Raw genomic sequence first — 22,711 nt, forward strand, 5'->3', positions numbered from 1 at the left:
GAAATACAGTCTATTCCAGTTCACGGACGGTTCACTCATGGTTTTGTTCGATTAAGTTTACAAATAATTTAATAGCCCCCGGCACTCCTGCAGGCAGTAACCTGAACCAAGATATCCCTGAATAGGTGTACGTCCCTTTGCCGTAATTGGCCAGTAGCAAGCTTCCTTCACTGGCTGACTCTCCGGGATCGTGCATAGACAGTGGTGTGACGTAATGCTCATCCCAGTTGTCAGTAAAATAAAGCCCCCTTTCTTGGATCCATCCATCAAAATCTTCCATGGTAATGGCATTGGGGCCTTGCAATGCAGGGTGTGCATCAAAGTCTACCTCAACAGGAGCACGCTCTACCGCTACCCGCTTCCGGGTAATGTCAAAGGGATATGGCCCCAACCTATCCGTCTTAAGGGAAGCTGTCGTATTGTATTGGAGAATGAGGTTGCCTCCATTTTCTACATATTTCATCAATTGATCAAATTGATCCACTACCTGCTGGTTCACATTAAATGCCCTGATACCGACAATGACAGTGGAAAACTGCCCTAAACGACCTGCATCCAAACTCCCGGTTTCCAATTCCGTCACCGCATACCCTAAGTTACGCAGGACCTCAGGTACATCATCGCCTGCTCCCGGAATATAGCCAATATTTTGGGCAGTAGTCTTTAGGTTCAGCTTGATCAAGTCGAAGTTGGCCTTGGGAAAATACGTTAATGCTGGAATGTGCTTGTAATCGATATGCTTTACCCCCTCTTCATAGACATTGCCATCAGCAGTAATATACTGGGCAGTTACCACCGTTTTGCCTATTTTGGTGTCTCCATTGACACTAAGCCGGTAAGTTTTCTCCTTTTTGGCTTCATTGACAGTGCTTTCCAGTACCTTATAGGCACTTTCCTTGAGCCCTTGCAGCTGTAAATCTCCGGGGAGAATTTCAGTTCCAAAAGACACTTTTACCGAAAACTCAGCAGCTTTGTCCGACAGGACATACACCTGATCATGATCGATCGACACCTGCACAGGCGGTAACAACACGAAGGGCTGATTTACTTCCCCGTCCACAGGGTCATTATATTTGTACTTCAAAGGAACTTCAATATTAAATTCCTCACCTTCGATCTGAAACTTTAACCGTCCATTGAAAGTAGGATCATTAAAGGGTTTTCCGATCTTTTCTTGGTCTTTTACTTGATAGAGGTTGTTTTGGGGAGGGTTTTCGATCCAGTATGGCTGGGAAACCATCATGGTAGGCGCAAACTCCAATGCCATCCCATCCCTTAGCACCGCATTATCGTTGACAGCCTTGTCAAAAGAATGACTAGTGCCCATTACCGTAAACTCCTGGACTTTTACATTTATTGACGAAGGATTATTCACCACCAATGTCCCTTCTATCTCCTCTCCAAGATATGCTTCTTGCTGAGCTGCAGTAAAATCAACCTTTAAGCCCAACAATTCGATGATCAAGTCATCAATCTGTTGCTGTTTTTCCTTAAGCCACTTTTCAGAAGGAGCTAGTTTGCCAAGGAGTTGCTTTACCACTAAAAAGCGGGGCAAATTATTCTCAAGGTGGACAAAATCAAACTGGCTTACCGCCTCATCCAACGCATCCTGTATCGCTTGGCCGTTATTGACTTCATCCCACCTGTTTGGAATACCTTCAAAAGGTGACTCCTCAAAGCGGGCGCCATCTACCAATTCAATAAAATCCACTGCCCCTCCGTACGGCGCCGTGGATCCGAAGCCTTGGGATTTGTGCATGGTCCTGCTGTCTGCAGCAATCTGTGCGTAGGTAACCCCCAGTAGATCATCGTATGCGCCTGTTTCGAAGGCATGATATAGCTTTCCTTCCTCTGGCTGGTACGGCGCTCTCCAATTATAAGCATTCCAAAACACCCGCTTGGCCTGCCATGGCTCTACCATGTCCAGTTGATCCGGAAATACCGTGGGATCAGCGGCGGCCTTAAAGGCTTCCAGAGAAAGGATAGCTGAAGTAGTATGATGGCCATGGGTAACACCCGGAGTGGTATTGAACCTGTTGATGATGATATCCGGCTGGAAATTCCTGATCATCCACACCACATCGGCCAAGAGCTTTTCCTTATCCCAATTATTGAGCGTCTCGTCCGGGTTTTTGCTATAACCGAAGTCAATGGCCCTGGAAAAAAACTGCTGCCCACCATCAGTCTCTCTGGCCCTTAGCAATTCTTGTGTCCTGATCATACCCAATTCGACACCAAGCTCTTTCCCAATGAGGTTTTGTCCTCCATCACCACGGGTGAGCGACAGGTAACCTACCTCGGCATGTACATGATTGCCCAAATACGCAATCAACCGTGTATTCTCATCATCAGGATGAGCGGCGATGTACAGCACCCTTTTGGTCTCCCTTAGCTTCAGGAGCTGGTGGTAGATCGTGGAAGACGGATATCGGGGCTGTTCATAGCTCCAAGTGGGAACATTTAGCAGCAGAAAAAATACAATAAAAAGAGACAGGTATTTAAGCTTCATAGACGTGAGGTTAACTGGCGAAAACTAAGGGAATCAATCTAAACTTCAAATCATTTTTATATTAATGGTAGGTCAACGGATTTATTCCAAAAGGGTTTACGAAAGTACTGCAATAAGCTTGCTTATGGAGCAACAGACTGATTTTTGATAAATATAAATTGGTAATATTTATAAATCTTATCAAGCATTTAAGATTTAGTTTTACCTATTCCTACATTATTTGATTACTTGTACCAACAAAAAATTTAAAGTTCACAATTTAAGCTAATGATGCAATTTAAATCACTACTCTTTTTCGGTAGTTTACTTATCATTTCCGCTTGTACGCCTCAGGGTGCGGATTATGTAGAAGATCTTGATATCGCCCTTACGTTTCAGGATCCTGAAGTAAATTATGATAGCTACGGCAGTTATCACCTTCCAGACACCGTAGTACTTATTTCCAATGATGATAATACTGAACTCACTTCAGAAATGGAAGACTACATTCTATCTGAAGTAAACCAGCAATTCCTCAGTATGGGTTGGGACAGAAACACTGATCCTGTCAGCGACGGGTCAGATGTGGTATTAATGGTCTCAGTAGTCAATCTATTGGATGTCCAATATGTGTCTTGGTGGGATTACTGGGGCTGGTGGCCAGGATGGGGCTATTACCCATACCCTGGTGATGGCTGGTATCCTTATTACCCAGGAGGCTGCTGCTATTTCGGAGGAGTATACAGCTACAGGGAAGGGACCGTAATCATCGAAATGGTAGATCCCAATAGCATCGAAGCGGTAGATGATGGAGAACCCGACAGACTTCCTGTCATGTGGGCTGGTGGCCTGAACGGCATTCTTCAGGGGGACGAAACCAATATCAAAAACCGAATTGATCGCGGAATGGATCAGATTTTTACCGATTCACCATATCTTAACAAGTAACCATGAGATTTATCAAAACCTTATTTATACTATTTGCACTGCTGCTAAACGTACAACTCCTAAAAGCACAAGGAACTAGCCAGTTCCAAGTGAATTATACTCCAAGTCTCCCACTCGGGGATGTGGCTGATTACACGGGAGACTTCAGCTTTAGGGGTATCAACATCGCCTATGAGTACCATGTATCAGAGTATCTTGGGCTCGGGATCACCACTGGCATCAACACCTATTATGAAGATATCCAAGGTGTGGAAAATGTCAAAGTCAACATAGATGGAAAAATAGTCACCCTTTCTGGTAAACGGTACAATTACACGAACTCCGTTCCGATCTTGGCTACGGCCAATTATTACCTCTCCCCAGAAGGCCAGTTAAGACCCTATGTAGGACTGGGAATAGGAGGATACTATGTAATGAAATGGACAGAAATAGGCCAATACCAAGTCAGGGACAATGGATTCCAGTTTGGTCTGGCGCCTCGAGTAGGTGTTTTACAGCCGCTGGCTTATGGACTGGATCTCCACTTGGCAGCACAGTACAATGCCGGATTTGGAGAAGATCCCTTCAGCAGCGTCGACTTTATGGTTGGCTTTGCTTGGAAATTTTAGCACTTAAACCGTAATAATGATGCGCAATAAAATCTATGCTTTCTCAGCCCTTTTATCGCTCTTGGCCGTTGTATCCGCTTGTACGGCGGGAAAGGTAATCGACACCAATCAGGCGGAAAACTTCAAACTGGAAAATTATAAGAGCTTTGACTTTTATAAGACCGATTTGGAGATTGACAAAATGCCCACATATGCCCAACGGGTGGACTGGATAAAAGAGGCCATCAAAGAAAACCTCGAGTCCCGGGGTGTCCAAAAGGACACTGAAAACCCGGAAATGCTGGTCAATATAGGGGTATTCATAGAAGAAAAGGTGCAAACCCGCGAAACCGACCTAAGAAGTGATCCCCCCATGTATATGGGACAGCGAAACTATCACTGGGAAGTACAGGAAATCCCCGTCGGCACGTATAATGAAGGCACTTTCACGTTGGACTTTGTGGATAAAGTCTCTCAGGAAATGGTCTGGCAAGGGGTAGGTAAGAGTATCATTACGAAAAAAGACGATGCTGCCAAAAAGAACATAGAACAAGCCACCCAAAAGCTATTTGCTGAAATAGAATAACACCCATCAGGAATAGCAAACCTGAAAACTAATACACACTAAACTTAACAAAACGATGATTAAACGATTAATGATTTTTGTTATTGCCATTGCTTGTGGATGTTCTAGCTCCACATCAATAGTAAGTTCTTGGAAAAGTCCGGATGCTAATCCCCAGGATGTACAGCTATCCAAGGTTATGATAGCAGTATTGGGCAACTCAGAAGCCAGCAGAAGGATCGCTGAGGATAAGGTATCGAGCCTCAATGCCAAGGTTCACCCCTCCTACCAAGTTCTCATGAACGCATCGGCGGCTACAGACACCACCAGAAGTAGCAATATCCTAAGAGAACAGGGTTTTGATGGCATTATTGTCATGAAACTAGTGGACAAGGATAAATCCACCGATTGGGTACCGGGTTCTTATAACAGTTATTGGTCCATGCACCCTTATTATTGGGGAGGCTTTGGATATGGTGGCTATTATGATCCTGGCTATTATACCGAAGATATCACTTATGTCGTAGAGACTAGCCTCTATTCGCTCAAAGGCGATACCAGACTGCTTTGGTCAGGCATTTCCTCTACGGTGAACCCTTCATCTGTAGAAAAAACCGTACAGGATATCGCCATGAAATCCTACGACCAAATGAAAACGGATGGGTTATTGCCCGCAGAAAGTGGCAAATAGAAAATTACTGGTACTTTAAACGCAATCAAGGCTGTCCCAAATCAATTGGGGCAGCCTTTTTATTATCCCGGATTCAATGCCGTTTAGTTAAGGGCATTTCCTTCTTTTCATATACCTAAAAGTCCTTTTTTTGATTGACTTTGGCTGGGGAAACCTGATCATCTTGGTGGATTTTATCCTTTTCCTTTTTTCCATTGATGAAAAAAGAAAGAAAAAAATCTAGGCCGGTGGTATGCCCTTTAAAATGGGACATGGATTTACCCTGCGACCGAGATCCGTCACCCATTTTAATTTCCACCCGATGGCTACGGCCTAAAAGAATGTTGGCTGCTAAAAAGGAGGAGTTTGCCTGCATGAGGGGAGGTTTTAATTTTAGGCCAATAGATGCACAGCGGCGGGGTTTTTTGGTTACTTTTTTGACCTGAAGCAAAAAAGTAACAAAGGTAAAGGGATGAAAAACACCTAGGAATTTAGCTAGAAAAATAACTGCCCAAGGAAAAAATATAGAACCCATATTTTCCAGATACACACTAACTAAACGGCATTGATCCCGGATTATGCGTTAGGAATCGTAGTGAGAGCTGAAATTGCAAGAAAATCAGTTAGTTTGGAGGCATTAGCGTAGCACCGCTACGGTTATGCCGAAAACTAAAGTGAAACGGCTTATTTTGAAGCAGTTAAGGTCGCAACAGATAGGCTAATGCATATTCCGGGTTTAATCAAATATGACGAAGCAACGCCTATGCGTCACTGCGAAGAGGAACGACGCGACAGTCCCATATTCCGGAAAGGAGATTACTCATTATATCCTCCCCCCGTCCCCCTTTGTCCCCTGAGCGGAGCCGAAGGGAACGAAGGGGAACGGAGCCTACGGGAGCCGAAGGGATATCCCAAAATGCTATTGATCTCATGATCGAACTTAGGTGAGGAGAATCTTCCTATTCCCTCCTACTTCACCACCTTACTGATCGCAAACAAGCCACCCAGCCTCACCAAAAGGGTCATCGCCGCTCCTGCAGAAGCGACAATGGTATTGATTTCGTTGAGCACATGGATTCTACCAAAGGAAATAAACACTAGCAAGCTGATCACTACTAGGATCAACACCGCAAATGTGATGTTCCAAGTTCCTTTTTGCTTGGATTCAAGTTCCCGTGCCAGTGCCTCGTCACTGCTCACCTTGGACAGTACAAAGTTCCCAAAGCTCTCATTCATCAGTCTCAGGGAATGATCAAAAATCAAAATCCCCTTATGCAGCAGGTCAATGATGCCGTCCACATTATTGGTATTGACAAATTTATCCCTGGCGATGTCATAGACAATGTAGCGCTCCTCTTTTGAGAGGTTGTTCCAAATAGAAAAGTAGTACGTATAAGAGGTCTCCTGGACATGTAGGATGACATCTTCCTCATTATCACATCCCTTATACAGTTTCCTGTTAAAGAATAGCTGATTGAGGTACTTACCATGTTCAAACTCCCCTTTCATCACGTCATATTGAGCGGATTGTTGATCTCCACTTGACCAATCAATCTGGGTGGTGTCAAAAGGAACATTGATCCGATAGAAGCCTCCCAGGACATTCAGCCAATTCTTATAGTCCATCTTAAGTGACATCATTTTTTCGTATGCCTCATCTGTCTTGGCACCGGGATCGGTAGCAAAGTGATTGATTTGATCCTCATAGTGCTCGTAAATTTTTATGGGGCTTATATTACTTGAAATGACCACTCGGATAAGTGGATTGTGTACTATTTGCTGAAGGACATGGAGTTTGACTCGGTTAAGCTCCATATCATCATACGAAAATTCGAAGTGCTCGATATAGATCAAAAGTGGAAGTTTAGGTAGGTTTTTATCCTTTTTAGACACTTCTTCTTCATTCAGCCCTTGGCCGCCAATAGAATTTCTGAGTACCATTTCCAAGGCTGTGTACGTAGATACAGGAGATTTGATAATTTGGTCCAATGCCACATCCAGCCCCAATTGATCATTCTTAAAGCGGTACATGGTGCCGGCAGGACTTTCGACTGCCTCATCATCGCCCTTTTGGTTTTTAAATCCTTGTGGCAAGTCTATCATGTCCATGGTGTAAAGGGTCGTTGGAAATTCACGCTTCAGCTGATGGTAAACTTTCCTTACACTGGAAGCATTTACTCCTACCAAAAAGCTATTGTTAAAACTGTCCTTGCCAACCCCCTTGTCATACTTTAATCGCCATTTATCGGCTTCTTTGTAGATGCTGACCAAGTCATGTTTACGGTTTTTAGTAGACTCGCTAAATTTGGGAATAAGATGATCCACATATCCCTTAAACGCCAGTCCGCAGATTTTACGCGAAGTTCCCGATAGCAAAAAGAAGATCACTGCCATCAGCAGTGGAATAAGTACCAACACCAACATGGCCATATTATCTAAAAAGAATTCAGAAAATGCCTTAGGAGATCCCGCCACGATATACTTTTCGGAGGGACCATAGTAAGTAAAGGTGTCCGTTTTATACTTCCATCCTCGGTTCCTGTCGTCATTTGTCAAATACCCCTCTGAAGCCATTCCGTAAGGATTAAAAGGAATCCTTATGTCTCCATATACTCCTCCAATCAAAAAGTAAAACATAAAGTCCTGCGACAAACTATCTATACGCTGCTCATCTGCGGTATCATATGCCACTGTTTCGATGGCTATATCCTCAAAAGTCAAGTGGCGCAAATCGTCATTTTTCATGCTCGCTACAAAATCTTCCAAGTCTGGAACCCTACTCGATTTTTTAGGGGCTGATACATTATAATATTGCTTGGCTTTATTGGACGTCCAACTGGCATGTTGGGCGGTCAGGTCATGGTTATAATATTTATGAAGGATCTCCCTTTCCTTATTATAGCTGATCGAATAAAAAATAAAACTGGGTATCACCGTAATCAAGCAAATCAGCGAAAAGGTAAATAACTTATACGCCTCCAGCATCGGGCGTTGCTGATACTTCTCTAATAGAAGTGCTCCTTGATCCAACACATTACTAATTGATATGGGCCTTGTACCGCTTTTCTGTGCCAGTGGTATCAGGCTCACCATTTTATAAATCCCCATCGCCAAAATCCCCAGTAATACCAAACTCCAAAAGGCTTTTAGGTCCTTTGCATACCCCATCAGGATAAATTTACCCATCATCAGCACACCCAAAATCACCCAAAAGCTAGTTTTTAAAAACCTGTTATGGCTTGCCTTACCAAAACGCGTATACATTTTTTTGCTGGGTGGCAATAAATTGGACAGGACGTAATAGTTAATACCGACCACACAGACTCCAACCAATATCAAGTCATGTATGACAAAATCCTCAAAATCAGCATGTAATATACTTTCCGTTAAACAATATATTCCGGCCAGAGCATTCATCATAAACAGACATAAATAGGCGCGATTATACTGATGATCATCAGAACTGTAAGGCCTTAGCCAATTAAAAGCAAAAACCTTCTGCTTCAGTTTACTCGGTTTGGTCGATAGCAAGGATAAAGATATGCCCTGTAGAAAAAGTAGCGCCAAAAAAGCCAATTGCATCTCTATGGTGAGCATAATGGTCATGGAATTGGCAGTATTAATGTATTCCTTGTCCAGGAAAGTGGCCAAATAATAGCCATCAATACAGTCTACCTTTCTGAGATAGACGTAGTGGGGCTTGCCAAGATAGTCCACCGACGCAAACTGGGGGCGATCGCTCGTGACAAAAGAAGTGAAATCCCCCCCGGTTTCTTCAAGAAAATTCTCATTGAGGTTCCGCTCTTTTTCAGAATGGAAAAGTGTTTTGCCGGATTTATCAATCAAGCAATACCCATAACCGCTCTTTACCAAGGGGTCAATTAAGCTGGCAGATGAAAAGCTGACCGCCAGTACCGGTAGTGGGTCGATTCCTGATGGAATACCAATCCCGATTTCATAATTACCATCACTGACCGACCGGATAGACTCCATAAAAAGTGGCTGCTGCCGCTTAAACAGCCTTGTTTCATTGTTGGCCACTTTCATGATGTACTTTCGGTGAGAAAGATCGGTGACCTTTTCAGGATTTCCTTCACTGGAAATATAAATACGTATTTTCCCATCTGGGCTACACCAAAAAATAGAATTGAAATAGTTGAAGTGATGCGTGCCATTCAAATTAAGGTCATCGTACTGTAGCCCTCCAAATGACCAGTATTTACCATTTTCTGTATCACGATAGTCTGTGGTATCATCATCATCTTTGGTTGGAAATGAATCACGCCCATCGTTTTGGTATAAACTGTGGAAAAAAGCTGAATTTTCTGGTTGGTTAAAACCTTTGATCCAATTGAAAACATTTCCTGAAGTATCATCCCTGTTTTTCCATTCCAAGGTAGTGACTGAATCAATGTCATTCAGTAAGCCCATGATACTGGTGACCTCTGCTTCGAAGTTTTCATCTACCCGATCATTTAATGTCGCCAGGTTTTCCCTGGCCTCATTTTTATCATCCTTTAGCTGTGTGGTCAGGTACATAAACAGCAAAATAATGCCCATGGGAATCACTGTAACAGAGGCTCCGGTAAATAGCACGTCCTTCGTGTATAACCGCTCCATATTACTCATGACAAAGAGCTTAAGAATAGGCAGCGCCAGCAAAATGATAATCGTAAGGATCACAGCTATGGATATCGTGTGCGCAGAGACTTCACGCTTTTTGTCCTCAAACTTATCCATATTCACCAATCCCGTAAGGTAAACAGCACCATCCTCTGATTTGCACAAGAGCGTATTATAGGCTTTATACTCGGCCAATCCCAGATCCAGTTGGAAGATTTTTTTACTCTCAAAGACATTTATCACGCTGTCTCTCGTATAATAAAGCTCCCCAAAAGTCGGGTTATTCGTAAAGAGTGTATTGAGCTCCTTTTTGGAATCCACGATAGACACACAGTTGATGCTGATAAAATCAAACATGTCCTTTCGTACGATCAGCGGATTATTAAATAGCTCTTCATAATTTTCTTTGGCTTTTATTATGGAGACTATACTGTCTTTTGTCGAATTTTCGCCGTTCCTTGTGGTATCTTCAGCGTCATCCATTAGTTTAAAGACCACATGATCTTGATCAAATCGGTACTCATAATCCCCTGGATGCTGAATACTCAGATCGGTAGTGATTATTTTTTTTTGGCCTTCTATCAGGTTTTCGATATTGGTCTTGACATTGCCCAGTACGCGCATATTATCTGCGTTCATGGTTTTCTCATTACCCGCTACGTGCACAAAAAAGTAGTAAACAAAGGCCAAGGAAATAATGACCAAAGTAGAAAGCACAACAACGCCTTTTTTGGAAACCCGCATAACAAATTCAGTTGTAAATGATGAAGATGGCCAGCAAGGAGATTATGCTGGCGGTAGTGATAAAATATCAAGCAAAACAGCTTGGTGAAGGCCGCTTGGCTTACCGGAAGGAGCGTAGTTCGTGGTAGTAAAAATTACCAATAGTGACTTTAAAAACTATCGGTACTAAATGGTACTTATTTCAGATCTCAATCCCCTCCTATCAAGGGTAAAACGCATTATATAATCAATAACTTCACGCTCATTCTAGTGTACTGTTTTAAAGGTAGTACCTTTTTTAATAGAACTCAATACCTATTTTACGGTATTTTGAACCTTTTTTGAATGAGATTCAAGTTCTTCGACAAGGGGTTGATAGTCGAATTGTAGGTCTGGGTGAAGGGTCGAAATAAGTTTCTGGATTTTGGAAACCTGTAGTTCATACAGGTTAATGATCACTTGGTGGTTAAAATCAAGGTACTTATATGAAACCAAGGCCTTGCAAAAATAAGCGACCAGCTCCAATTGAATGGTTTTGTCCTTGGTGAATTTCAGGTATTTGTTCAATTTACGCCTAATGGCCTGAGCTGATTTTTTGGCAAAATAGGCATGATCCATATTGGCAGATTCGAAGGATTCCGCTAATTCCTCCTCCACCATCTGTTGAAAAAATTCAGGATTTTCCCTGCCATATAACTTAAAAAAAACAAACTGTTTATTGTCTTTTGTGAACTTGGCAGTCTCTAAAAGTAAATTGATCAACTCCTCTTCGTTGAGTTGATTAAGCTCTTTTTTGATATGGGAAAGGCTTGGTAATTTCATATAGTAAAGTTAAGACAGACTGTGAAAGACAAACCAATAAAGCTGACTTTTTTCTAATTCCTACTTTTTTTCTCCCAATTCTACGGTACCAACTCCATGAAAAAACAATGGATCCGAAGTAAGTTATTAAAACAACACAAATTAAATAAATCAGCGTAAATTGATGATGAAATGATTGTTTTTGACAACAAACTGTAATTTTAGATTATAAATTATAGTTAACAACATAGGCACATAGGGCACAATAGGAACCTGTTGTTCTCCTGTTGTTCCAGCAGCTGTGCTGCGGAACCACGAAAAGTGAGTTTTTAACTCACCTCCACTTTCAGAGCTGCTCTTGGGAAGATGGTTTGGGGTTAGCCAAATTTATTTGAACAACATAGACACATAGGGCACAGTAGGAATGACTTCCACGATTGGCTGTTTGTTGTAAAACTAAAAAAATCAGTGACCATCTGCCTGATCAGCGTTATCAGCGTTCCATCAGTAGTCAAAAAAACTATGTTTTCTATCTGCCTATGTGGTTAAATACTATTCTTTAGAGCATGATGTAGTTGAACAACATAGACACATAGGGCACAGTAGAAAAGGCTGCCGCAATTGGCTGCTAGTTGTAAAACCTAAAAAAATCAATGACCATCTGCCTGATCAGCGTTATCGGCGTTCCATCATTAATCAAAAAACCTATGTTTTCTATCTGCCTATGTGGTTAAATACTATTCTTTAGAGCATGATGTTGTTGAACAACATAGGCACATAGGGCACAGTAGGAATGACTTCCACGATTGCCTTTTTGTTGTGAAACTAAAAAAATCAGTAATCATCTGCCTGATCAGCGTTATCGGCGTTCCATCATTAGTCAAAAAACCTATGTTTTCTATCTGCCTATGTGGTTAAATACTATTCTTTAGAGCATGATGTAGTTGAACAACATAGACACATAGGGCACAGTAGAATTGACTTCCACAATTGCCTGTTTGTTGTGAAACTAAAAAAAATCAGCGTCCATCTGCCTGATCAGCGTTATCGGCGTTCCATCAGTAGTCAAAAAAACTATGTTTTCTATCTGCCTATGTGGTTAAATACTATTCTTTAGAGCATGATGTTGTTGAACAACATAGACACATAGGGCACAGTAGAAAAGGCTGCCGCAATTGCCTGCTAGTTGTAAAACCTAAAAAAATCAGTGACCATCTGCCTGATCAGCGTTATCAGCGTTCCATCATTAATCAAAAAACCTATGTTTTCTATCTGCCTATGTGGTTAAATACTATTCTTTAGAGCATGATGTTGTTGAACAACATAGACACATAGGGCACAGTAGAATTGACTTCCACAATTGCCTATTTGTTGTGAAACTAAAAAAAAATCAGCGTCCATCTGCCTGATCAGCGTTATCGGCGTTCCATCAGTAGTCAAAAAACCTATGTTTTCTATCTGCCTATGTGGTTATCAAATAAGTTAGTTGTTTTACGTTACTTTTTCTATGGTTTGGAATCAGGGAAAAATCATTATTTCACTTTGTTTTTGGTTTTACCGCAAATCACTAACTTTCCTGTATGCAACACACTTGGAAATTCAATTTATCCTCAAAGAAAGACGAAGATGTAACGAAGTGGGTCAGTGAATGCCTCGTTGACCAGCAAAAGGAACTGGAGATATTCCTTTCCTTTTACACCAAATCAGAGGGAGCAGTAGCAGAAAACACCACCATCGAAAAAGTCATTTTCCAAGACACCAATGTGGACGGAAAAATAACAGTGGCCTTTCACAAGGTATTTTACAATGCCTGTCTGAACATCCATGAAACCGATAAAGATCACATGCAATTGACCTTCAAAATAGATCAAGACAATGAAACCTTACAAGTAAGCGGGCCTATCGTCGAAGAGCGTGGTATGGACGAGATATGAGTAATTGCCCTTTGGTAGGCTCACTTAGGTGAATAAAGAGAGGCATTCATCTTTTCCTTATGAATGCCCCTTTTCTAGCTACCAAGATAGCGACAAGAACTAAACCGGAAGCTTGGTTCTTTACTGTTAGCCGATTTTTTGGAAGGCCTGTTCCAAGTCAGCACAGATGTCATCTATATGCTCAATGCCCAGGCTAATTCTCAACATTCCAGGGGTGACGCCAGCAGCTGCTTGTTCTTTATCGGAAAGTTGCTGGTGGGTGGTAGCTGCAGGCTGTATGATCAGTGTCTTGGCATCTCCTACATTGGCCAAATGACTGATCAGTTCCAAGCTGTCCACCAGTTTTTCTCCAGCCTCATTGCCTCCCTTCACTTCAAAAGTCAATACTCCGCCAAATCCTTGCGTAAGGTATTTTTTAGCAAGCGTGTGATGAGCATGGCTCTCGAGACCGGGATAATTGACTTTTTCTACTTTAGGGTGTTTCTCCAGCCATTTGGCTAAAGTCAAGGCATTTTCTACTGTCCGCTCAGCTCGCAGGGAAAGGGTTTCCAAGCCCTGTAGCAATAAGAAACTGTTGAACGGACTAATGGCCGGGCCAAAATCACGCAGACCTTCTACTCTGGCACGGATAGTAAAAGCAATGTTAGGAAGGCCTAGTGGGTTTCCTTCTCCAAAAACCTCCCAGAAATTAAGCCCATGGTATCCTTCTGAAGGTTCTGAAAACTGGGGATATTTACCGTTCCCCCAATTGTAATTACCACCATCTACGATAATTCCTCCTATGGAGGTTCCGTGTCCACCGATCCACTTGGTGGCAGAGGCTACCACGATATGTGCACCATGCTGCAATGGCTTAAATAGATAGCCCCCAGCACCAAAGGTATTGTCCACCACTAATGGAATAGCATGCTTTTCTGATAACGCTGCCAGCTTTTCAAAATCCGGTACATTAAACCCTGGGTTTCCGATTGTCTCGACATAGAGTGCTTTGGTCTTGTCGTCAATCAGTTTTTCCATGTCTTCTGCCTTTTCACTGTCTGCAAAACGGGCTGAAATCCCCAAGCGCTTAAAGGACACCTTAAACTGGTTATAAGTACCTCCATACAGGAAAGGCGAGGTGACAAAATTTTCTCCACTTTCAAGAATATTGCTCAAGGCAATAAACTGGGCAGCTTGCCCGGAACTCACCGCTAACGCTGCTACGCCACCTTCCAGTGCTGCCATTCGCTTTTCGAACACATCATTGGTAGGGTTCATGATGCGCGTGTAAATATTCCCAAATTCCTTTAGCCCAAAAAGATTCGCACCATGCTCGGCTGAATCAAAAACATAGGAACTTGTCTGGTAAATGGGTACAGCACGGGATTTAGTATTGGTATCTGGCTCATGCCCTGCATGAAGTTGTAAGGTTTCGAATTTTAGGTTTTTTAAAGACATAGTAATTTATGGTTATTTTAGAAGATTAAACTCGTATAAATCATGTTCATCACGAACATATTCAAAAATAACAATAACCATCATATTTTAGAGGGTATTGCTAGGTATATATGCCCGGAAACAATACCGTTATAATAGAGCGTTTTTTGAGATAATTTACCATCACTATTCCACTTCACTTTTATCGGTACCAGACTTTCGTAGGGATTTCCTGATAGTTTCCTTCTGGATCATTCCAAAATAGGCTTAAGGTAGGGTGATTAGTATCCCGTAGATAATAAATTCTCACTGGATGAAAGCCCTCTTCAAGATAAAGGGCTCCTTCAGGAGTATTTTCAAGTGAATAATTACCGTCCATGACAGCTATATCATGTATTCTCATAAAAAAATGATGGCTTCCCCGCTCAGCAGAAAAGGTAAATTTGCCACTTTTAGGAACCTTGATGTATCCTTTCCACAGCACTAAATTACCTTTGTCGGTGATATCATCAAAAGTCACCCCGTCTACTTTCGTTTTTGACTGGGCTTTAGTGGTTGGTTGAGGGATCCATGGACTGTTGGTAAGGTAAGTCTCAGCAATTAATCCCGCTTTTGGCTTTTTAAGGCTTATAGCAGGCACCAACGCTTCATCATAGGGCCTTGGCGCTTCTTCATCAGCAATTCGCTTTCGCAAAACGCTCGTTTTGAAGATGCCTTGTAATTCTTCGTTGCTTGCCGATACATCATTTCCTTGCTGGGGATCCTTGGTCACATCATAAATCTCAAAATCATCCTCCTGATCTTGTACATTGTACCGAACCCCTACCATATCTCCTTTCCTGATCATCTGCATTTGTCCCCGTTTTTTACCTTGATGGGACTCCAAAAACTCTGCATAATTGGGGACTTTGCCACCTTGGGCATATTCTACATAAATTTGGCTTGGAGCCTGTTTTCCTTTACCACTTAAGGAAGGCAATAGGGAAACACCATCTGTTCGTACAGGCACAGGAGCTCCTGCTGCATCAGCAAAAGTAGCCATCCAATCATAAGAAATACTGGGCTGGGACACCACTGTGCCGCCGTCTATAGTTGCTGGCCAATGCGCTATCGTAGCAGTACGTAGCCCTCCTTCATAAACATCCCGCTTGATGCCATCAAAATCGCCGAAGTTATTAAAAAACTCTGGCGTATAATCGGCATACTCCTTTGGAAGATAGGATTCCCTGGAAGGGCCATTGTCAGATGTAAATACCACTAAGGTATTATCCCCTATTTCCAGATCCTTGAGCAACTGCATCAGGTCTCCCACCTGGTCATCAATCCGTCTATTGACAGTGGCATAGCGCTTGTAAGTATCCGGCCAAGGGACCTCTGGAGTATTTATATCCTTATCATGGTCATAAGTAGCCTTGTCAAATTCTGGATAAATAAAAGAATCGACTTCTCCTGAAGCTGTATTGATCATCTTACCTTGGGTTCCCAGCCATTGCAATCCTCCATTAAGACCACCGCCAGATGGATAATCTTGCGTAGGCAGTTCGATTACCGCATGTGGGGTGTCAAAAGCCAAATACATAAAGAACGGCTGATGTGGTTTTTCTTCTTGGTGATGCAGGATATAGTCCTTTGCTTTTGCAGTAAACAGGTCTCCTGTATAACATTTATCCAGTCCTTTAACTACTTCATACCCCTCGTACACTTCCTTGCTTCCTCTATATATGCCTTCCACGGGATAGTGCTCATGGCCGTCTCCGTGACGGATATATCCGAAATAGTGATCAAAACCTACTTTCATTGGATGGGTTGGCCAATTGGGCCCTTTACCATCTCCCTGCAAACCCCATTTCCCTATCGCAACAGTTTCGTACCCTGCGTTTTTGAGTACTTGGGCCATGGTATGGTTATCCCCTATTTCTTTATCGAACTGATTATCTCGTACGTGAGCATGGCCTTGGTTTACCCCCATGAGAATGGAAGCCCTAGAGGGAGCGCAGACAGGTGCTGCTGTATAATGGTTGGTTAGCATTGCTCCTTCTTTGGCCATTTTGTCAAGGCTTGGCGTCATGATCCATGGTTCGCTTCTATCATTCTTAGACTTACGCTCATTCTGAAAGAACACGCCTATATCTCCATAGCCCAAATCGTCTACCAATACAAAAATAATATTGGGTTGCTGAGGTGATTGTCCCATAGAAGGAAGGCTCAAGCAGGTCAATGCAGTAAATAACAAAAATAGGTCTCTCATATTAATTTTTGGTTCATTTAATTTTCTACAAATAAACGTAGGCGGTATTCACCTTGGATACAAACAAGCGTTTCGTCAAATAACGAAGGTACATAATTTTCAAATACTAACCATTTTTTATAACTAGTTACAATTGCCCTTTCATTAAAAAACCTTCCTATTTTACTGGTTTACAGCATTTGTCAATTATTAATGGTGATTTTTACTGATGAAGAAAAAACCTGAACTGACCCAATTTAAGTTTCTATTGTCATTTTAAATTAACTTCTAAAAAAAAGCATGAATGATATGGCAAAACGAATATTTTATAACATATTAGGTAGAGGTAATAGTTTAGTGTGTACAATAGGGATATAAAAACCTTCTTTTCACCATGTAGCTTTAATTCCTCAGATCACTTAAAACCATTCAAAAGATTCTTCCAAGGGATTGTTTGTATAACGTAAGATTTGAATGCAGGAAAACAACTTTAATAACTATTCCAATTCGGATAAATTGAAACTCTTATCGCTAGTTAGTCATGAGATACGAACGCCTCTACATGGTATCATCGGACTAACTGAGCAACTTCAGGATACCACACTTAATGAAGAACAGACAGGTCTGGTCGAGCACCTCATTCATACTGAAAGAATCCTTATGAACCTGATCAATGATGTACTCGATTATTCCAAACTCAAAAATTCAGCATTTGACATCAGACTTAAGCCTGCTAGTCTTGTGGGGATCTTAGAAGAGATAAGAACATTATTTGCTCCCTTGGCTGCACAAAAAGGATTAGCCCTGAATACAAAAATAAATATCATTTCAGAATACGTTTTGGTGGATATCCTACGGGTAAAACAAGTCCTTTCCAACCTGATCAATAATGCCCTGAAATTCACCGACAAAGGATCCATTACCCTACTCTGTAACCAACTCACCCCTATCGATGATAGCTCCGCACATTCTTACCGGTTTGCTGTCGAAGACACTGGGACGGGGATACCAAAAGGCAAAGAGAACAGTATCTTCGAAGCTTACGGACAGGCCACCGCAGCCAATGACCGAAATGGAACAGGCTTAGGATTGACAATTTCCAATATGATCCTAAACAATATGAACAGTCATTTGCAACTGGCGAATCCTTCTGATGGAACCAAAGGTGCCATTTTTTATTTTGAGCTGACATTGGATCAGACCTCAGCCCCACCAAAAACAAAGAAGAAACAGTTAACTCATGAGTTTGCGGGAAAACATGCGCTATTGGTAGACGATGACCCACTGGTCCAACAGATTACTGCCTCGATGCTATGTAAAGAGGAAATTGATGTAGCCACGGTATCGTCCATCGACGAAGCATTGATAAGAGTGAAACAGACCAACCCCGAACTCATCTTTATTGACTTGGAATTGGGAGATCAAAATGGGGCAGATTTACTGTCGGATATAAAAAACAACATTGCTGATCCCGGACATCTCATTTGTATGACGGCTTCAGAAAACAGCAAATCTGAAATCCTACACCTGGGTTTTGAGGCTGTTTTGCGGAAGCCATTTAACCGAAGGGCCTTGGCCAGAGTGCTCTCAAACTTGTCACAACCCCCCCAGTAAATAACGAATCCTAATTAATGAATTGGCAAAGGCCTCATTTGCTTGTACTTTTGTGGCATTGACAAAAAAATCCCCGCCAGATTACTCTTTTAGTAAGCTAGCGGGGTTGCTATTAGTCAGTCAGATAAAAAAATTACAAACCTATTTTTGAATACTTTGTGTGGCACAGCGCCAGATAAATTTATAGGGAGCCCCAAAATGCTCACCGGAAGTTTCTTCCGTATCCACAGCCTCTACAATGTATTGGCCTTCCCAAGGTGTTTCCACAGTGATTTCTCCATTGACATCTGTGGTGTATTCCTTTGACCAGCCCGTAGGGCCATCCACTGCCACGGTTACGCCTTCTTTTGCTTCTCCCTTGAACAAGACTTTGTAATGAAGAGGTTTTTTGAGTCCTCCTTTATCAGGAGAAGTCATCACCAATGCCAGATCGGTTTTGGGACCTTCTACTGAAGTTTCTTTCACTTTCCCCACCCATACTTGAGATGCGGTATTGAACTGGTAAACATATTCTCCACCAAGGTCTTTGGCAGAATGGCCAATTTGAAGACGATAAACACCGTCCATGCTTGGTGTAAAGCTAGCGGTAAAATGATCTGAAGAAGGTGACGTCTCCAAAAGCGTCTTCTCTCCTTGTGGGTCGATCAGCCATAGCTCAAATTCTTTTACGTCAGAGTACCAATCATCCACTTCTTCGATGACTCCTTCGCCATATTCACCATAATAGATTTTCACTTGTTGTTCCTTGCCTTTTTTACCGGCCACTGCTGTTTCGATCCACAGGGCATGCGCCATGGCCATTCCAAGATTGGCAAACAATGCCAAGGCAACTAATACACTAAATTTCGTTTTCATCGTTTTGATTGTCTTAATTAGTTATTTAATAAATCATCAATCTGAAGCTGCATCTGAGCTTCTCCCAAACAGCTTTTGAGTCTATAAAACTCCTCCTCCATCAGGGTAAACTGGATATCCATGTGGTATGTCTCAATGACGACCCTGTCCACTCCATCATAAAATGGACTGTGGTCTCCCTCAAAAGACAAGTCATCAATGTATCTACAAAAACCACTAAAGTCCACTTTGCTAAAACTCAGCATGCACTGACAGTACATCATGCCTATCCGGCCGCAATGTTCGCACCTGGTCAGGATAAAATCATCTTTCATCATGATGACCTCCGGATTACAATAGTTCATGCCATTTTCAGTTTGATAAAAATCCAATTGGTGCCTGTTATGGAGACGTTCACAAGTTACTTAGCTGTCACCCGATTGCGCAGAACATAACCACACAGGACTTAATTTCTTTTACAATATCTATATATAAACCATGGCATTTGTCTGTCCTTTCAGGCATTCGCTGCCTGAAAGGACAGGTACCATAAATCTAGAATTTAAAGCCAACACTCAAACGGGCATTCCTTGGTGCTTCTGCCTGATAGTAATAATAGGCGGCATAAGCAGATCCTGAATAGAGGTACTCGTTCAAGAGATTAAATACATTGGCGCGAATGGTCAGGTTGTCATTTTCCCATGATACCCCACCGTCTAGCTTAAAGTAATTGGGAAGAGCCAATTGATTATCACCCGGCCAGTTCCAAGTGCTTCGGTCGCCCATAAAGGTAAATCCACCAGAGATGCCAAAACCTTTTAACGTCCCATTTTGGACAGAGTAGGTTAGCCAAGCATTGGCCACATGCTTGGAAAAGCCAGGTACTAAATCACCAATTCGGTCTTCGTCTATATCCTCTGTGATCTCAGAGTCCGTATAGGCGTAATTTGCAGTAAGTATCAGTCCTTGGGTAATTTCCCCACGAGCATCAAACTCAACACCTTGCGTTCTAGTTTGTCCAAGCTGCAAGGAATATTGGCCAACATCAGTGGGATCTGATGGATCCTGTGGATCTTGAACCAACTGATTGTTCTTAAGAATTCTATACAACGAGATACCGGTACTCCATTTTCCATCGAATAGATTCCTCTTTACGCCAAACTCAATATTATTCCCAGTAATTGGCTTCACGTCGCCTCCATTTCTCAGCTGACCCGTCTGAGGTACAAATGATTGGTCAAAAAGCCCATAAGCAGAAGTATTTTCATCAAAGGAATAGCTAAGCCCTACCCGAGGGGTAACTTGGCTTTCTTCCATTTTACTTCCCGTATTGTCCTGGGTCACAAAAGTATACCTCCCAGCCAAAGTCAATCGAAGGTCATTATCAAAAAATCCAAGCTCATCTTGAATATAGACACCAGAATATGATTGGTTATAATAGGTAGTATTTAACCTTTCTTTTAAGGGTTTACTTCGATCAAAATTTGGCAATCCATTCGGGGGATTTCCATAAGATGGATTTTCCATATCGAACAGATCATCAGGGGTGTCCAATTCATGCGATTGGCTAAAGTCTGCTAAGTACTCTTTGGACCCCATATCAAGACCCGCTAGTATTTTATGATTGATAAATCCTGTTTCAATTTCCCCATTTACATAAAACTGGCCATAAACACTTTCCATGGCTGCATCCCAAATACCTGCATAACGAAGCAATTCGGAACCTTCAATCGCATTGATCCAAAGTGAACTCCCTTCCTGATTGAAGTTGAAATAAGAAATTTGACCTGTTAGCTTCCAATTGTCGTTTATCTTGTGTTGCAAGTTTGCAGTAATGTTATGGTCATCTATTTTGGTTGGCTCCAATCTAGGATCTCCCACGGTGAAGCTTTGGTCATAAATACCATAACCTTCTGTAGAAAACACATAGGCAGACCCCACATTGGACATATTCACATGCTGATAAATATATTCAAGAGTAAGCGTGGTTTTTTCATCCAGTTGGTAGCTCAATACTGGAGCTACACTATACCTGTCCGTGTAGGTATATTCTTGAAAGGAATTTTGGCTCTGCCCCATCACATTCAGACGATAAAGGAGTTTACCATCCTTGCTCAATTTACCGTCCAGGTCAAGTGTTCCTCTGTACAAGTCATAGCTCCCCATGGTTAAGTTTACTTCCCCGTGAGACACTCCAGTCGGTTTTTTGGTCACGACATTGTAAATACCACTAGGCTCGCCATTGGACATCATAAATCCGGCTGGCCCTTTTACGAACTCGATAGTCTCTACGAAACTCATATCTTCATTCAAGGGACCCCATCTAGACGTAACATTCATGCCATTTCTGAAAGCTCCAGCACGAGATCCGCGCATATTTACACGGGCATATAGATTTCCCCAGTGCTCCAAACGGGTAGCACCACTTACATTTCTCAATACTCCATCGCTCATATCGATTACCTGCTGATCTTTTAGTGCCTGCGATGTGATCACCTGAATGTTTTGCGGTACTTCGATCAATTCCTCATTTAAGCGAAGACTTACTGAAGGCTCATCCACCTTATATTCACTCCTTTCACCTGTAACGGTAACTTCTCCCAGTTCGGATTCTGTTTCTTTTAGCGTAATGGTGCCAAGTGCGGTGGACTGTCCATTGCGCACAGTGAGGCGCTTATGCACTGTGCTGTGGCCTACAGCAGAAATGTCCAAGGTATAGCTTCCAGCAGGAGCCGAAAATTCAAAGTGTCCATCATCACCGGAAGCTGCTCCATAGGAGGTTCCTTTCAGAATTACGGATGCGTAAGGCAGGCCATTGCCTGAATCATCTTTTACATATCCATTGATAGTTCCTGTGGATTGGGCCATGACCAATTGGCCCATCCCGAATAAAATCAATACAAGTACAATTTGTTTCATTTGTCTTATTTAGATTAAGTTTAATTAAGACAAAAGTAAGCCCGAAAATGATAACATCTAAATTATTTAGAATGATTTTAAATTTATTTTGTCTATCGTTTTTTAAATAAGATTGGTAAAACTTATAATCCTTCTGGTGTTTTAAAACCTGATTTTTTTTTATGTGTACAAGTCCTGCGGATGAATCCGCAGGTTACTAAATTCATCGTGCCGCTGGCACTTTACCGCAGTATGTACATTAGGAATAGCAGCAGCCTGTCCTGAAAGCTTTCGGGGGCAAAAGTAGGAAAGTCCAATAAAGCATAGGAAATTAAATTCGATAGGAACAGCAGATATATTCAAACTGGGATACTTTTTTAAAT

16 protein-coding genes are annotated in these 22,711 nt (G+C 42.0%); 7 read left to right on the top strand and 9 right to left on the bottom strand.

Features of this window, described 5'->3' with window-relative positions:
• Window positions 1–31: 31 nt before the first annotated feature.
• Window positions 32–2,509 (bottom strand): PIG-L family deacetylase, encoded by a 2,478-nt coding sequence (locus DN752_RS00430; protein WP_112782144.1) that lies wholly within the window; start codon window positions 2,507–2,509, stop codon window positions 32–34.
• Between the two features lie 267 nt (window positions 2,510–2,776).
• On the opposite strand from DN752_RS00430, the gene DN752_RS00435 reads away from it, so the two are divergent.
• Genes DN752_RS00435 through DN752_RS00450 form a run of 4 tightly spaced genes read left to right on the top strand, consistent with a single transcriptional unit; the run spans window position 2,777 to window position 5,279 of the window.
• The gene (locus DN752_RS00435) at window positions 2,777–3,436 is read left to right on the top strand and encodes a DUF4136 domain-containing protein (RefSeq protein WP_112782145.1); all 660 of its coding nucleotides are present in this window, start codon (window positions 2,777–2,779) and stop codon (window positions 3,434–3,436) included.
• A gap of 2 nt (window positions 3,437–3,438) precedes the next feature.
• Window positions 3,439–4,044: an OmpW family outer membrane protein gene (locus DN752_RS00440; RefSeq protein ID WP_112782146.1), complete on the top strand. Its 606-nt coding sequence runs from the start codon at window positions 3,439–3,441 to the stop codon at window positions 4,042–4,044.
• Between the two features lie 16 nt (window positions 4,045–4,060).
• Window positions 4,061–4,609 (top strand): DUF4136 domain-containing protein, encoded by a 549-nt coding sequence (locus DN752_RS00445; RefSeq protein ID WP_245949403.1) that lies wholly within the window; start codon window positions 4,061–4,063, stop codon window positions 4,607–4,609.
• A gap of 55 nt (window positions 4,610–4,664) precedes the next feature.
• On the top strand, window positions 4,665–5,279 hold the full coding sequence (locus tag DN752_RS00450; protein WP_112782147.1) for a hypothetical protein: 615 nt from the start codon (window positions 4,665–4,667) through the stop codon (window positions 5,277–5,279).
• A gap of 115 nt (window positions 5,280–5,394) precedes the next feature.
• Here DN752_RS00450 and DN752_RS24285 read toward each other — a convergent pair whose 3' ends face one another.
• Both DN752_RS24285 and DN752_RS00460 read right to left on the bottom strand, forming a co-directional pair.
• Window positions 5,395–5,634 carry a hypothetical protein gene (locus DN752_RS24285; protein WP_162633056.1) on the bottom strand — a complete coding sequence of 80 codons (240 nt, stop codon included), beginning with the start codon at window positions 5,632–5,634 and terminating at the stop codon, window positions 5,395–5,397.
• Window positions 5,635–6,227: 593 nt separating this feature from the next.
• Window positions 6,228–10,520: a PDC sensor domain-containing protein gene (locus tag DN752_RS00460; protein ID WP_162633057.1), complete on the bottom strand. Its 4,293-nt coding sequence runs from the start codon at window positions 10,518–10,520 to the stop codon at window positions 6,228–6,230.
• A 58-nt stretch (window positions 10,521–10,578) separates the two neighbouring features.
• On the opposite strand from DN752_RS00460, the gene DN752_RS25080 reads away from it, so the two are divergent.
• Entirely contained in the window at window positions 10,579–10,713 is a 135-nt protein-coding gene (locus DN752_RS25080; RefSeq protein ID WP_262511687.1) for a hypothetical protein, read from the top strand.
• 206 nt (window positions 10,714–10,919) lie between these two features.
• Here DN752_RS25080 and DN752_RS00465 read toward each other — a convergent pair whose 3' ends face one another.
• Complete coding sequence (locus tag DN752_RS00465; RefSeq protein ID WP_112782150.1) at window positions 10,920–11,426, bottom strand: hypothetical protein; 507 nt, start codon at window positions 11,424–11,426, stop codon at window positions 10,920–10,922.
• Window positions 11,427–12,985: 1,559 nt separating this feature from the next.
• Between DN752_RS00465 and DN752_RS00470 the strand changes: the two genes are divergently transcribed.
• Window positions 12,986–13,339, top strand: coding sequence for a hypothetical protein (locus DN752_RS00470; protein WP_112782151.1), 354 nt, complete (start codon window positions 12,986–12,988; stop codon window positions 13,337–13,339).
• Window positions 13,340–13,465: 126 nt separating this feature from the next.
• Here the strand turns inward: DN752_RS00470 and DN752_RS00475 are convergent, their stop codons facing one another.
• Together DN752_RS00475 and DN752_RS00480 are read right to left on the bottom strand one after the other, a co-directional pair.
• Window positions 13,466–14,776 (bottom strand): O-acetylhomoserine aminocarboxypropyltransferase/cysteine synthase family protein, encoded by a 1,311-nt coding sequence (locus tag DN752_RS00475; RefSeq protein WP_112782152.1) that lies wholly within the window; start codon window positions 14,774–14,776, stop codon window positions 13,466–13,468.
• A 181-nt stretch (window positions 14,777–14,957) separates the two neighbouring features.
• Window positions 14,958–17,003 carry a sulfatase-like hydrolase/transferase gene (locus DN752_RS00480; protein WP_112782153.1) on the bottom strand — a complete coding sequence of 682 codons (2,046 nt, stop codon included), beginning with the start codon at window positions 17,001–17,003 and terminating at the stop codon, window positions 14,958–14,960.
• Window positions 17,004–17,456: 453 nt separating this feature from the next.
• On the opposite strand from DN752_RS00480, the gene DN752_RS00485 reads away from it, so the two are divergent.
• Complete coding sequence (locus DN752_RS00485) at window positions 17,457–18,596, top strand: ATP-binding protein (RefSeq protein ID WP_112782154.1); 1,140 nt, start codon at window positions 17,457–17,459, stop codon at window positions 18,594–18,596.
• 141 nt (window positions 18,597–18,737) lie between these two features.
• On the opposite strand, the gene DN752_RS00490 is transcribed toward DN752_RS00485, so the two are convergent.
• From DN752_RS00490 to DN752_RS00500, 3 genes are all read right to left on the bottom strand, one after another.
• Window positions 18,738–19,451 (bottom strand): nickel uptake transporter family protein, encoded by a 714-nt coding sequence (locus DN752_RS00490; protein WP_112782155.1) that lies wholly within the window; start codon window positions 19,449–19,451, stop codon window positions 18,738–18,740.
• Window positions 19,452–19,468: 17 nt separating this feature from the next.
• Complete coding sequence (locus tag DN752_RS00495; protein WP_112782156.1) at window positions 19,469–19,795, bottom strand: DUF6686 family protein; 327 nt, start codon at window positions 19,793–19,795, stop codon at window positions 19,469–19,471.
• Window positions 19,796–19,985: 190 nt separating this feature from the next.
• On the bottom strand, window positions 19,986–22,349 hold the full coding sequence (locus DN752_RS00500) for a TonB-dependent receptor (protein WP_112782157.1): 2,364 nt from the start codon (window positions 22,347–22,349) through the stop codon (window positions 19,986–19,988).
• Between the last annotated feature and the right edge of the window lie 362 nt (window positions 22,350–22,711).

The sequence above is a fragment of the Echinicola strongylocentroti genome (genome assembly GCF_003260975.1).
GTDB lineage: Bacteria > Bacteroidota > Bacteroidia > Cytophagales > Cyclobacteriaceae > Echinicola > Echinicola strongylocentroti.